The organism is Pasteurella pantherarum, from assembly GCF_049670885.1.
GTDB lineage: Bacteria > Pseudomonadota > Gammaproteobacteria > Enterobacterales > Pasteurellaceae > Pasteurella.
In genome coordinates this window covers 2,492,619-2,506,593 of the sequence record NZ_CP187173.1, presented here as the reverse complement: position 1 = coordinate 2,506,593, position 13,975 = coordinate 2,492,619, and the positions used below count along the sequence as shown (strand labels likewise).

The 13,975-nt window shown below is 39.5% G+C and carries 12 protein-coding genes; 5 read left to right on the top strand and 7 right to left on the bottom strand.

All coding sequences use genetic code 11. The annotated features are described in order from the left end of the window. Positions 1-12: 12 nt before the first annotated feature. From fic to ACPEEM_RS11860, 4 genes are all read right to left on the bottom strand, one after another. Positions 13-591 (bottom strand): protein adenylyltransferase Fic, encoded by a 579-nt coding sequence (gene fic, locus ACPEEM_RS11875; RefSeq protein WP_391527409.1) that lies wholly within the window; start codon positions 589-591, stop codon positions 13-15. Continuing rightward, positions 588-1,724, bottom strand: coding sequence for a restriction endonuclease subunit S (locus ACPEEM_RS11870; protein ID WP_424407192.1), 1,137 nt, complete (start codon positions 1,722-1,724; stop codon positions 588-590). Before ACPEEM_RS11870 ends, fic begins: the two co-directional genes overlap by 4 nt. A 213-nt stretch (positions 1,725-1,937) precedes the next feature. Next, positions 1,938-5,150: a type I restriction endonuclease subunit R gene (locus ACPEEM_RS11865; protein WP_424407190.1), complete on the bottom strand. Its 3,213-nt coding sequence runs from the start codon at positions 5,148-5,150 to the stop codon at positions 1,938-1,940. Continuing rightward, positions 5,147-5,704 (bottom strand): restriction endonuclease subunit S, encoded by a 558-nt coding sequence (locus tag ACPEEM_RS11860; protein WP_424407188.1) that lies wholly within the window; start codon positions 5,702-5,704, stop codon positions 5,147-5,149. Before ACPEEM_RS11860 ends, ACPEEM_RS11865 begins: the two co-directional genes overlap by 4 nt. A 249-nt stretch (positions 5,705-5,953) precedes the next feature. On the opposite strand from ACPEEM_RS11860, the gene eno reads away from it, so the two are divergent. Further along, complete coding sequence (gene eno, locus ACPEEM_RS11855; RefSeq protein WP_424405245.1) at positions 5,954-7,255, top strand: phosphopyruvate hydratase; 1,302 nt, start codon at positions 5,954-5,956, stop codon at positions 7,253-7,255. Positions 7,256-7,343: 88 nt separating this feature from the next. Here the strand turns inward: eno and ruvX are convergent, their stop codons facing one another. Genes ruvX through rsmE form a run of 3 tightly spaced genes read right to left on the bottom strand, consistent with a single transcriptional unit; the run spans position 7,344 to position 9,081 of the window. Further along, positions 7,344-7,766 (bottom strand): Holliday junction resolvase RuvX, encoded by a 423-nt coding sequence (ruvX, locus tag ACPEEM_RS11850; protein WP_424402244.1) that lies wholly within the window; start codon positions 7,764-7,766, stop codon positions 7,344-7,346. Beyond that, positions 7,767-8,324 (bottom strand): YqgE/AlgH family protein, encoded by a 558-nt coding sequence (locus tag ACPEEM_RS11845; RefSeq protein WP_424408265.1) that lies wholly within the window; start codon positions 8,322-8,324, stop codon positions 7,767-7,769. A gap of 22 nt (positions 8,325-8,346) precedes the next feature. Then, positions 8,347-9,081 carry a 16S rRNA (uracil(1498)-N(3))-methyltransferase gene (gene rsmE, locus ACPEEM_RS11840; protein ID WP_424402243.1) on the bottom strand — a complete coding sequence of 245 codons (735 nt, stop codon included), beginning with the start codon at positions 9,079-9,081 and terminating at the stop codon, positions 8,347-8,349. 164 nt (positions 9,082-9,245) lie between these two features. On the opposite strand from rsmE, the gene recO reads away from it, so the two are divergent. Genes recO through ACPEEM_RS11820 form a run of 4 tightly spaced genes read left to right on the top strand, consistent with a single transcriptional unit; the run spans position 9,246 to position 13,897 of the window. After that, positions 9,246-9,968, top strand: a complete 723-nt coding sequence (gene recO / locus ACPEEM_RS11835; protein ID WP_424404135.1) for a DNA repair protein RecO — start codon at positions 9,246-9,248, stop codon at positions 9,966-9,968. 3 nt (positions 9,969-9,971) lie between these two features. Continuing rightward, complete coding sequence (rlmD, locus tag ACPEEM_RS11830) at positions 9,972-11,285, top strand: 23S rRNA (uracil(1939)-C(5))-methyltransferase RlmD (RefSeq protein WP_424405243.1); 1,314 nt, start codon at positions 9,972-9,974, stop codon at positions 11,283-11,285. Between the two features lie 8 nt (positions 11,286-11,293). Then, the gene (gene relA, locus ACPEEM_RS11825) at positions 11,294-13,516 is read left to right on the top strand and encodes a GTP diphosphokinase (protein ID WP_424405241.1); all 2,223 of its coding nucleotides are present in this window, start codon (positions 11,294-11,296) and stop codon (positions 13,514-13,516) included. A gap of 24 nt (positions 13,517-13,540) precedes the next feature. After that, on the top strand, positions 13,541-13,897 hold the full coding sequence (locus ACPEEM_RS11820) for a diacylglycerol kinase (RefSeq protein WP_424402240.1): 357 nt from the start codon (positions 13,541-13,543) through the stop codon (positions 13,895-13,897). Positions 13,898-13,975: the final 78 nt, after the last annotated feature.

Here is a 13,975-nt window from a genome sequence, read left to right as displayed (position 1 = left end):
GTCATAAAAGTGCTATTCTGCTTGCTCGTAATAGTAAGATTGCTCAATGCCTTTTAAGAAAATTTCACGATCATCAATTTGCTCAGTTAAGGCATTTTGTAATAAAAAGCGAAGCTCCAAATCATTCACAGGGCTACGCTCCATTGCCTGCAAATACAATTTCTTATCCACTTTTCGCCAATCCACCACTTTTTTCAAATTTTTCTTAAAAATCAAATCTAACCAAATACGAGTAGAGCGCCCATTTCCCTCTAAAAAAGGATGAATAATATTCATCTCTACATATTTCTCAATAATTTGTTCAAAGGTGGATTCAGGCATTTTTTCCACCGCACTTAATGCGGGTTTCAAATACAGGGCATTGGCAAAGCGAAAATTCCCTTTAGAAATATTCAACTCTCGAATTTCCCCAGCAAAATCATACAACCCCTGAAATAAATAGCGGTGAATATCTTGCAACCCTTTCACTGTACCCACTTCCAAGCGATGAATATCGCCCGAATCATAAAGCTGATAGGCATTTTCCTTGCTTTTTCGATCAATTGTTTGTGTATATTCAATAGAACTTGTCATTTTGTTTCCTTTAATCAAACAAACATCTGTTGCAATAGTGCTTTTTTCAAATTTTTCACATTTTCCAACTTACGCTGATGAGTGGTGATAAGGCGATCAAGTGCGGTGAAAAAGGATCCGATTTTTTGTTGTTCTTGGTTATCAGCTACTTTTACATCAAATTTTGAAAAAATAGAGATCCAATGTCGCTCATGATTTGATGGAATGTAATCAATATTTTTTAATAGGTTAAATACAAAGGTAGAATTTAAATTATCATTACTTACTTTCAGAATTTTTATAGCAGAGCTTTTAACTTTGAAAGGAAAATCAACGTAATGTGATGAAGTTGTGAAGTCATCAAATATTATTACGGGTTCTTCTGGAGCTGCATTTTTTATTCCTGTTGTTTCATTTGTAAACCCCAAAATAAACGATTGCCCTGCAGTTAAAACAGGGGTTATATAACTATCATCATAATCTGTACTTTGTACAATATACTTTGTAGGTTGTTCATATTCCAATAACTCCCCCAACTTCCGCTGTTCCCAAGCGTCAGTAAATTCAGGAAAACGAATTTCTGGAAATTCTTGCCCATTTTTTGGGAACATTTTTTGTAACAAAGATTTCTTCAATTTTTTTACATTTTCTAACTTACGCTGATGAGTGGTGATAAGGCGATCAAGTGCGGTGAAAAAGGATCCGATTTTTTGTTGTTCTTGGTTATCAGCTACTTTTACATCAAATTTTGAAAAAATAGAGATCCAATGTCGCTCATGATTTGATGGAATGTAATCAATATTTTTTAATAGGTTAAATACAAAGGTAGAATTTAAATTATCATTACTTACTTTCAGAATTTTTATAGCAGAGCTTTTAACTTTGAAAGGAAAATCAACGTAATGTGATGAAGTTGTGAAGTCATCAAATATTATTACGGGTTCTTCTGGAGCTGCATTTTTTATTCCTGTTGTTTCATTTGTAAACCCCAAAATAAACGATTGCCCTGCAGTTAAAACAGGGGTTATATAACTATCATCATAATCTGTACTTTGTACAATATACTTTGTAGGTTGTTCATATTCCAATAACTCCCCCAACTTCCGCTGTTCCCAAGCGTCAGTAAATTCAGGAAAACGAAGTTTAGGTACGGACGATTTTTTGTTATTCATTGTTGTTTCTCCTAAATTGGTAGTATTTTGACCAATTTTTGAATTTTCTGCATTGTGAAATGCAAAAAATATGTTATATTCTTTCCAAATGGATCGGGGGTTCTCGGTCGGCGTTATAGCCTTGGTGAGTTTCATCGAGGCTTTTCGCTTTCTAGCACTACGGAAAATGCTTTAATCTTTTTGGTCAAAATCCTTACCCACATTATTATAAAATCACTCCCCTGCTAACTCATCCGCCAATTGATAAATCGCATTACGCAATTGATTGCGGTATTTCATTTTTGACAACGCTTTGATCTGGTTATCTTGTGCCATTTCTGTGTAAGTTACGCCAGCCTTTTTAATTAATTCTGTGAGCTGGTCGTTGTCATCAAGATCTTTTTCTTGATATTGGTGGCGGCTGAAAAGTGCGGTTAATTCTGCATTTGTTATGATCTCAGTTAATCCCCAATGTAGACGGAAAGCTAACAATTGTTGATTTTGTGAAGCCAGATTTGCCTGCTCAACAATGGCAGCGCCGTCTTTGGGTTTATTAAACAGATCTTTTAATCCGAACAAGCCTTTCATAATGGCTTGAGTTGCACTGAAAATTCGGCTGGCAAAACTGCGATCTTCCAAACCATTGGCAAATTTTTGTAACTCTTTCTCGGTTTCAATGGCTTTTTCAGTTTCACCTGCTTCTACTTGTTTAATCAAGGTTTCAATTAATTCCGTTAAATAATCGTAATTAATTTCCACATCTTTTACGTGAGTCATCTTCAGTTCAATTTGTGCCACAGGAATATTTTTCTTTTTGGCTAAATGTAATTTAAGTTCATTGGTGAGGGTGTTGGTGAGCATACTTTCTTCTTCGCCACTCATTCCAAGTTGCTCAATGAGCTTGTCTGGGTTGTCATAATCAAACCCAACAGTCTCGCCATTTTCATCTTCGCCTGAATATTGTTTTAGCTTGGCAATATTGGTGGTGTAGGTTTTAAGCTGCTCAAACATTTCCCATTTTTTAGCTTCAGAAGGGGGAAGTTGAGAAAAATCATCGGTAATTTCACGTAAATTTTTCACGATTTCTTTAGTTTCAGTGAGTAAAACCTGATATTTCGGTGCAGTGATATTATCTTGCGTATTTTTCGCTTTACGTTCTTCAGAAGATAACTGTGCGGAATCTTTATTGGCGTAAATGGACAAGGCTTCATTCATTAAATTTTCATTATGTGCAGGCCAGCGGTAATTAATTACTCGTCCCCAAGGTTTTTCACGCATATCGGCTACTCGATTAGTACGTGAATATGCTTGAATTAATCCAGCACCTTTTAAAGTGCGGTCAACATACAGAGTATTTAATTCTGGGGCATCGAAACCAGTAAGCAGTTGATCCACCACAATAACGAGATCTAAAAATTGTTTGTCCGTTGCCGTTCGATTTAACCGACTAGCGACATCTTCTGTGTAAGCCGAAACATCTGACATACTAAAATTGGTTCCAAATTCTGCATTGTAATGTTGGATCGCCTCAAATAGCCCTTGATTATTCTCAAGCATTGCATCGTTATTCGTGTTATTTTGGCTGAAAGTCACTGCAACTTTTAAACAAAATTCGCCGTTTTCCGACCGCTCTTTATTCACTCGTTGGAACTCTCGAAAGTACATCATCGCCATGGGTGTGCTGGCTTTTCCGCCACCAATGTGTGTGGTTAACATGGCGTTGTATTTACCTCGATTCAATTTATTATCCCAATTCGAGCGATTTTTCCAATGCTTGAAAATATCTTTTACCACCAATTCAACATGTTCTGGATTTTCATCGTAGAAACTGGGTTCAATGCTATCATCCATATCTTGTTGGGTCAGATTTTCAATTTTTTGTGTGATTTGTTGTTCTGTCCAAGTAGGATATTTTTGGCGATAAAATTTGGGTAAGTAATCCTTTTTCATGCTTTCTTCACTAATCGTGGTTTCAAAATCCACTTTAAAGCCCAATACATTTCGATCTGCAATAGCTTCGCGAATGGTATAAGCATGTAAAAGTTCGCCAAAAATATCTTCAGTGCGTAAACCATTGGTGGTTTCATCAAACATTGGCGTGCCTGTGTAGCCAATCCAAGCAGAATGTTTAAAGGCTTTTTGAATAGCTTGGAAATTTTCACTGCCCGTAGAGCGATGTGCTTCGTCAACGATAAACAGGATATTTTTATTCGGTGCTTTAAAGGAGGCTCGTTTTACTAATGTGTCTAGTTTTTGCACGGAAGTAATAATGATTTGACTGCCTTTACTATGTAGTTTGCGATTAAGATCGGTTGTATTTTTGGTGCCCTGTACGGTACCAACATCATCTTTCGTTGTATCTGGATTATCTGGATCATAGGCACGATAGTTATCATTGGTTTGCCTCGTTAAGGCAATACGATCCACCAAGAAAACCACTTTATCCACATTAGCAGCACGACTTGCTAACCAAGCGGTTTTAAAACTCGTAATGGTTTTTCCAGAACCCGTTGTGTGCCAAATATAACCAAGCTTATTGATTGCTTGCGAGAAATCAGCTTTTTTTAGCTTGTTCATGACATTTCTTGTGGCATACACTTGATAAGGACGCATCACTTTTAAGGCTTGTTTATTGTCCGTGCCGTCTAAAATCATATAATTGGTTGCCATTTGATGTGCCATTGGAATACTCAACATAGAATCCGCAAATTCTTTCCATTTATAGATAGGTTTGTTGTCGGACTGACGTTGCCAGTTAAAGGCAAAATCTTTATTAAAACGATCCGCTGTGGTATTCGCCATGTATTTCACATTATTCGGCGTAATGGCGACCAAGATCTGTAAGGTGGAATAAATGTCGCTATATTGATGCTCTGCAATATACTGATGCATTTGATTCAACGCTTCGTTAATATCCCTTGTTTCTTTTTTTTCTTCAATTTGAATAATGGGTAAGCCATTGATCAATAAGGTGGTATCAAAACAGCGGTTCTCTTTTCCCGCAATGACAGCTGGACGTCGAATTTGATTAACAATTTGGTAGGTAGTGTCCCCTGCACCAATTTGTTTTTGATCAAAGACCGTTAAAAAGACATGGCGATCATCGTCTAAATCAATTTCAATTTGTGAAATGCCATTGGTACCATAAAGGAATTGACCAGCGACGTAAGGTGTAGAAAGGTTAGAAATAATGCGTTTGACTTGTTCAAATTCCACCGTACTTAAGGGGCGTTCTAGAGTTTTCTGATTTAGCCTTTCTAAAATCTGTTTAAAATTCGCCCATAAATCTTCTGTTGTTTTAATCGTTGGCTCATAACGCCATAACTTTGTGCGTACAATGTAATCGGGGCTTGATTCATTGATACTATTTTCTGATGTGATAGTACCAGTACAAAGATATTCAATTAAGTTCTTTTCAAAGACTAATTCAGGCATTTTATTGGTCATTTTGAGCTCGCTTTTTGTAATTGATGTAATACAAGGAATTTTTCTAACTGTGCAGCACGTTGTTTTAAATAAGCTAATTTCTGTTGCTTACAGTAAACATCTCCTATCAACCGCTGCTTTGATAAAGTGGGAAGTTTTGGCAATTTGAGGGATTTCAGCTGTTTCATTGTGTATTTTAAGACTTGGGTGCCTTGTAACCCGTTGGTGAGCTGTTTTTGAATCATGAGAGACTCATTTAATAGATAAATCAAGTAATTAGCATCAATTTTTTCTGTTGGGGTTAATTTGACATAATTCTGCGTATATAAAAAACCTTGATGCATATTGCTAATGCGAGCACTTTTACCCGAAATTAAACTAAAAATGACATCTCCTGCAGACAATAAACTCGTAATAGGATCAAATGTTCTTATGACTTTATCAGATAAAATAGGTGTGTCAGCTAATTGAATGTCAAGCTCAAGATTTGCTTGCGTATAGTAGGTATAACTTGGTGCTTCTAAATCACTTGTTTCAGAGATGCGAAACTGCGGTTGACCACTGTTTATTGTCACAAGCTCAGTCAAATACATAATCAATTGTGCCTTCTATAAATTACTTTATAGGTTATATTCTAATCATAAAAATCACAAAGGTAAAGATTTTTTGTAATTTTATCAAATTACAAAGATGATAATTGCAGATATCGTATTTATGGATCCAAATCAATTAATCTGTATTTTTCGCAAGACAAAACAGAGGAATTATTTTAAGATACAAATCATTCGTTTTAAATTAATTTTCATTTAAAGAGGAAAACAAAAATGGCAAAAATCGTTAAAGTAATCGGCCGTGAAATCATCGACTCTCGTGGTAACCCAACTGTTGAAGCAGAAGTTCATTTAGAAGGTGGCTTTGTTGGTCTAGCCGCTGCACCATCAGGCGCCTCAACAGGTTCACGTGAAGCATTAGAATTACGCGACGGTGATAAAACACGTTTCTTAGGTAAAGGTGTATTAAAAGCGGTTTCTGCGGTAAACAATGAAATTGCACAAGCTGTTGTTGGCAAAGACGCAAGCAACCAAGCTGAAATCGACCAAATCATGATCGATTTAGATGGTACAGACAACAAATCTAAATTCGGTGCAAACGCAATCTTAGCGGTATCTTTAGCCAATGCAAAAGCAGCGGCAGCATCAAAAGGTTTACCACTTTATGCTCACATCGCTGAATTAAATGGTACTCCAGGCCAATACTCAATGCCATTACCAATGATGAACATCATCAACGGTGGTGAACACGCTGACAACAACGTTGATATTCAAGAATTCATGATTCAACCAGTTGGTGCGAAAACTTTACGTGAAGCACTTCGCATTGGTGCAGAAGTTTTCCACAACCTTGCTAAAGTGTTAAAAGGTAAAGGTTTAAATACTGCGGTGGGTGATGAAGGTGGTTTTGCACCAAACCTTGCTTCAAACGCAGATGCACTTGCTTGTATCAAAGAAGCGGTTGAAAAAGCAGGTTATGTGTTAGGTAAAGATGTTACTCTTGCTATGGACTGTGCTTCTTCTGAGTTCTATAACAAAGAAAATGGTATGTACGAATTAAAAGGTGAAGGTAAATCATTCACTTCTCAAGAATTCACACACTACTTAGAAGGCTTATGCAAAGAGTATCCAATCGTGTCTATCGAAGATGGTCAAGATGAATCTGACTGGGATGGTTTTGCGTATCAAACTAAAGTATTGGGTGACAAAATCCAATTAGTGGGTGATGACTTATTCGTCACTAACACCAAAATTTTGAAAGAAGGTATCGAAAAAGGTATCGCAAACTCAATCTTAATCAAATTCAACCAAATCGGTTCTTTAACTGAAACTTTAGCTGCAATCAAAATGGCAAAAGACGCAGGTTACACTGCGGTGATTTCACACCGTTCTGGTGAAACTGAAGATGCGACAATTGCTGATTTAGCGGTGGGTACTGCAGCAGGTCAAATCAAAACTGGTTCTATGAGCCGTTCTGACCGTGTTGCGAAATACAACCAATTAATCCGTATTGAAGAAGCTTTAGGTGATAAAGCACCATTCTTAGGTTTAAAAGCGGTTAAAGGTCAAGCATAATTATTCGCTGATAAAATCGTAAAAAAAACACCGCACTTTTGTTTAGTGCGGTGTTTTTTTATCGCCTTTTCCCTAACAGAGAGAAAAATTAAATATCGGTTTGATTTTCAAACCAACTTTCTAAAATCAAACACGCTGAAATGCCATCCACTTTACTTTTGTTTAAGGCTTTATAACCGCCTCGCACAAAAATTTCTGCACGGGCTTCGGTGGTGGTTAAACGTTCATCTTGTAATGCTATTTTTACCCCAAAACGTCCATTCAAGCGGTTGGCAAATTTTCTTGCACGTGTTGTTAATTCTTGTTCTGTGCCATCCATATTCAGAGGAAGCCCCACAACAACCACATCGGGTTTCCAAGTGGTGAGGCATTTTTCAATGGCGTCCCAATTCGGAATACCATCTTGTGCTTTAAAGGCAGGTAAGGCTTGTGCTGTTCCTGTAATACTTTGTCCCACAGCACAGCCAATACTTTTCGTACCAAAATCAAAAGCTAATGCGGTAATGCCCATTTAGCAATGCCCCGCTTGATGAGCAAAATTATGATGCTGAATTCCTAATAATAAATTCGCTTCTAACCAACGTTCTTCATAAGGCACATCAAACAAAATGCGATTATTGGCAGGCACCACTAACCAATCATTATTCACAATTTCACCTTCAAGTTGGTGTGGTGACCAACTGGCACAGCCTAATGCGACGAAATATTTTTCTGGTGCTTGCTCTGTACCAAACGTATCAATAATATCCGCAGAGGTGGTTAACATTAGTTGATCGGTCACTTTGTAGCTATGCTTAAAATCCTGATCTGTTTTGCTATGTAAAATAAAACCACGTTCAATGTTCGTCGGTCCGCCCGCTAATACTAAATCATTGCCATAAGTGCGGTCGGTTTTCATCATAAAATTCATTTTGGCACATAATTCGGCAAGGCTTAAATCCGTTGGCTGATTAAGCACCAACCCCATGCTGCCTTGATCATTGTGTTCACAAATATACACCACCGAACGGGAGAAATAAGGATCTTCCATTTGTGGCATGGCAATTAAAAAATGATCTTGTAATTCCATCATTATCTCTCTCTCATTTAGGTTAACCGAGATCCCCAAAACAAACTTGTAAGGCACTTATCGCAGCTAATGCGGCGGTTTCAGTGCGTAATACTCGCTGACCTAATAAAATTTCTGTAAATGCCTGCTCTTGTGTTTGGGCAATTTCTTGTGGTGATAGCCCACCCTCCGAGCCAATTAATAAGCGTACGCCTTCTTTTGGAATATCGGGTAACGTTCGAATAGAATATTGGGCTCTTGGATGTAAATTCAACTTCAATGCACCGTCATTTTCCGCACACCAATCTTGTAATTTCATCATTGGGCGAATCACAGGAATCACATTCCGCCCACATTGTTCACAAGCTGCAATGGCAATTTTTTGCCATTGTTGGATCTTTTTTTCCATTCGATCCGCATCTAATTTCACGCCACAACGCTCCGACCATAACGGCGTAATCACATTCACCCCTAATTCCACGGATTTTTGGATCGTAAATTCCATACGTTCGCCACGAGAAATCACTTGCCCAAGGTGAATCTTCAAATGGCTTTCACGATCAGCAAATTGCTGGTTCAAAATCTCCACGGTGACGGCTTTTTTACTCACTTGGGTAATGTGTGCTGCATAAATATGGTTACTGCCATCAAATAATTCGAGTTGTTCGCCCACTTGCATGCGTAATACACGTCCAACATGGTTTGCACCATCTTCGCTCAGTTCACAAGTGGTGATGCCTTCTAATGAGGCGGGATGATAAATTCGAGGTATTCTCATAGTCTATTATTATGCTAATTTCGTCTTGCTCTATCATAACAGAAAGGCTCAAATTTAGTTAAACACTCTACGCTATTTTGTATGAATTTCTGTGGAAAACTTTACGAAAGAACAGAAAGCATGATGAAAAATCTGCTAAAATAAGCCAGTTTAATACGCAAAAAATAAGGGATATGATCGAAAACTGGCAACGAGGTTTTGTATTACACCGCAAAGCATACAGTGAAACAAGCTTATTGGTCGATTTATTCACCGAAGAAACAGGGCGATTAACCGTCTTGGCGAAAGGTGCTCGAACCAAACGCTCAAATTTAAAAAGTGTGTTACAACCCTTCACACCTTTATTGCTACGTTGGAGCGGTCGTGGTGCGGTAAAAACACTCACCAAAGCAGAGCCTGCTGCCATTGCATTGCCTTTACAACACACCGCACTTTATAGCGGATTTTATGTCAATGAATTAGTCAGTCGTGTATTAGAACCTGAAACCGCATACCCACAACTTTTTCAAGATTATTTACGTTGTTTAACTGGCCTTGCTTGCCACAACCAGCAAGTCGAGCCTTATTTACGTGATTTTGAATTTCAACTCTTGCACACACTTGGCTATGGGGTAGATTTTTGCCATTGTGCAGGCTCGGGGGAAGCGGTGGACGAAAATATGACTTACCGTTACCGTGAGGAAAAAGGCTTTATTGCCTCATTAATTCGAGATAATTTGAGTTTTTATGGGCGTGAACTGCTCGCTTTTGAGGCAAGAGAATTCCACGACCCCGCCGTATTACAAGCGGCGAAACGCTTTACTCGTCTCGCCCTCAAACCCTATTTGGGCAATAAACCGTTAAAAAGTCGAGAACTCTTTACCCAATATGTTTTATATCAAAAATAAATTATGGTTTTACTTTATACTCCGCCAAAACAAAAACATGCCACCACTCGCTTGCGTACTGAAATCCTTGATTTAGATTACCAAGGCTTAGGCGTGGCAAAAATTCAGGGCAAAACTTGGTTTATTGAAAATGCCTTGCCACAAGAAATCGTGGAAGTACAAACCATTGAAGAAAAACGACAATACGGACGAGGCATTGCACAAAAGATTCTCAAAGCCAGTGCACAACGCCAATCGCCGCCCTGTGAAGTTTATCACCGCTGTGGAGGTTGCCAAATGCAACATTTGCCGATTGATTTGCAACGCCAAACCAAGCAAAACGCTTTGGTGAAACGCTTAGCAAAACTTCAGCCCGATGTGCAAGTGATGCCCATGATCACCAGCGATGCGTGGCATTACCGTCGTCGTGTGCGTTTAAGTATGTGGTTAAATCCCAAGACTAAACAACTGGATATCGGCTTTCGCCAAAAACATTCACAGCAGATTGTGAATATTCAACAATGTGAGGTGCTAGAGCCTCAATTAAACCAATTGTTGCCCGCTTTAACCGCCCTTTTTCGCCAGTGGTCAAGTCCACAAAAATTAGGTCATCTTGAATTGGTTCAAGCGGATAATGGCACGGCGGTGTTATTACGTCATCTTGGAAATTTGGCAGAAATCGACCGCACTTTATTGCTCAACTTTGCTACTAAACACCAACTAATGCTGTTTTTGCAACAAGAAGATGCCATTGTGCAAATATATGGTGACCCCCCTTATTACCAACTTGAGCCTGGCTTAACATTACAATTTGATATTCGTGATTTTATTCAAGTCAACACCACATTAAATCAAAAAATGGTGAAAACCGCACTTGACTGGTTGGAACTCACCCCCCAAGATCATGTGCTAGATTTATTCTGTGGCATGGGCAATTTCACCTTGCCATTAAGCCGTTTTGTCAATCAAGTGATTGGCATTGAAGGTGTGGAAGAAATGGTTCATAAAGCCAAAAAGAATGCGACACTCAATCAGTGTCATAATGTTCAATTTTATCAAGCTAACTTAGAACAAGGCTTTGTGGATCAACCTTGGGCAAAAAATGCGTTTAATAAAATTTTACTTGATCCCCCTCGTGCAGGTGCCGCCTTTGCACTACAAGCATTGTGCGACTTGCAGGCACAAAAAATCTTGTACGTATCTTGCCACCCCGCTACGTTGGTACGAGATACAGAAATTTTGGCGCAAGCTGGCTATGCATTAAAAAAAGTCGCGATGATCGACATGTTCCCGCAGACTGGGCATTTAGAATCTATAAGTTTATTTGAGAAAGAATAGGATAGATTATGGTTGCAGTACGACGTTCTCATTTAGTCAATCCCGAAGAATTTGTGATTGAAACATGGTGTGCCAATTTGGACATCCCGCCGACAGTGTCCGAAAATTTAATTCGGGCTTGGCATTATGCACACCAAGTCATGCTGGAAAAGCAACCTATGCCAACGAGCTGCTCATTATATGCAGGCGTAGAAATGGTCGAAATTCTGCACAGTCTCAATATGGATGGCGATACCTTACTCACCGCCATGCTTTATCCTGTGATCTATCACAACCTTGTGGATTTTGAGCAAATTAGCGAACAGTTTGGCAACAACATCAGCAAACTCGCAAAAGGCGTGATTGAGATGGATAACATTCGCCAACTTAACGCCAGCCAATCTGCCAATAGCTCACAAGTGGATAATATTCGCCGTATGTTACTGGCAATGGTCGATGATTTTCGCTGTGTCATTATTAAATTAGCTGAACGTATCACCTTCTTACGCAGTGCAGAACAGGATTGCTCCGAAGAAGACAAAGTCTTAGCAGCCAAAGAATGTGCCAATATTTATGCCCCTCTTGCCAACCGTTTAGGCATCGGGCAACTGAAATGGGAATTGGAAGATTATTGCTTCCGCTATCTACACCCTGAACAATACCGTAACATTGCCAAACTGTTACAAGAACGCCGTCTCGATCGTGAACAATATATCGCCGATTTTGTCGCCGAATTAAATGGTTATTTAAAAGAAAACGCCACACCTGCAGAAGTGTATGGACGCCCTAAACACATTTATAGCATTTGGCGTAAAATGCAAAAAAAACACTTAGAATTTAGTGATTTATACGATGTGCGTGCCGTACGCATTATCGTGCAAAAACTCCAAGATTGCTATTCTGCACTAGGCATTGTACACACGCATTTTAAGCATTTACCTAATGAATTTGATGATTATGTTGCCAACCCGAAACCCAATGGCTACCAATCCATTCATACGGTGGTATTAGGGAAAGGGGGGAAACCTATCGAGGTACAAATCCGTACCCAACAAATGCATGATGATGCGGAACTGGGCGTTGCGGCACACTGGAAATATAAAGAAGGTGTCATGGGTGGGCGTTCGGGCTATGAAGAAAAAATCACTTGGCTACGGAAACTGCTCGCTTGGCAAGATGATATTACCGATTCTGGCGAAGTGATGGCGGAAATGCGTAGTCAAGTATTTGACGATCGGGTTTATGTCTTTACACCGAAAGGGGAAGTGATTGATCTGCCAACAGGTTCAACCCCACTGGATTTTGCTTATGCCATTCATAGTGAAATCGGGCATCGTTGTATTGGGGCAAAAGTGGGCGGACGCATTGTGCCTTTCACCTATCAGCTACAAATGGGTGATCAAATTGACATTATCACGCAAAAAAATCCGAATCCAAGCCGAGATTGGCTCAACCCCAATTTAGGCTTTACCCATACCGCCAAAGCACGCGCCAAAATTCACGCTTGGTTTAAAAAACAAGACCGTGATAAAAATATTCCTGCAGGTAAAGAAATGCTGGAAAATGAAATGGCTCGCTTAAATATTACCCTCAAACAAGTGGAACAACATGCACTTCCTCGCTACAACCTGAAAAATGTGGAAGATTTATATGCGGGGCTAGGGGGCGGCGACATCCGTTTAAATCACTTGATGAATTATCTGCAAAGCAAGCTGATCAAAGTCAGTGCACAGGAAGCCGATGAAGAAATTTTACGTCATGTTGCCAATAAAAGTGCGGTCAATTCTCAGCAAAAATCAGACAAAAAAGGCTTTGTCATTGTGGAAGGGGTCGGCAATTTGATGCATCATATTGCACGTTGCTGCCAGCCTATTCCGGGAGATGACATTGTTGGCTATATTACCATGGGACGTGGGATTTCGATTCACCGTAGCGATTGTGAACAATTCCTTGAGTTGCAACACGCCCACCCTGAGCGAGTGGTGGAATCCGTGTGGGGAGAGAATTATTCCAGCGGATTTAGATTAAATATTCGCATTATAGCCAGCGACCGTAACGGCTTATTGCGAGATATTACGACAGTGCTCGCCAATGAGAAAATTAGTGTTTCGGGGGTCTCAAGCCGTATCGATCAGAAAAAACAAGTCGCCACCATTGATATGGAAATTGAGCTGAATAATGTGCAAATGTTAAGTAAAATTCTGGCTCGCTTAGCAAAACTTGAAGATGTGATCGAAGCAAAACGTCTGTAATCCACTCAACAACTAGGATCAATTATGTATAAAACAAAAGGACTGACGCATTTAATTAAAGCCACTGGCTATTCCATGAAAGGGCTGAAATTTGCCTTTACATCCGAAACTGCGTTTCGCCATGAATTATTCTGCTGCCTCTTTTTGGTGCCAGCCGCCTTTTGGTTCGGTGAAAATGGGGTGGAAATTGCCCTGATGTTAGGTTCGCTTATTTTGGTGTTAGCACTTGAGTTAGTGAACAGTGCCATTGAAGCGGTGGTGGATCGTGTAGGGTTAGAACATCATGAACTCTCTGGACGTGCCAAAGATCTCGGCTCTGCTGCCGTGTTTATCGGCATGGTTTGTGTGGCTGTGGTATGGGCATTCGTTTTATTCTATTAAGAGAAAACAACATGCTGAACAAGGGCGGCGATGACCGCCCTGAAGCACATTCAACCCCTCTGCTGATTTTCCCTTAAC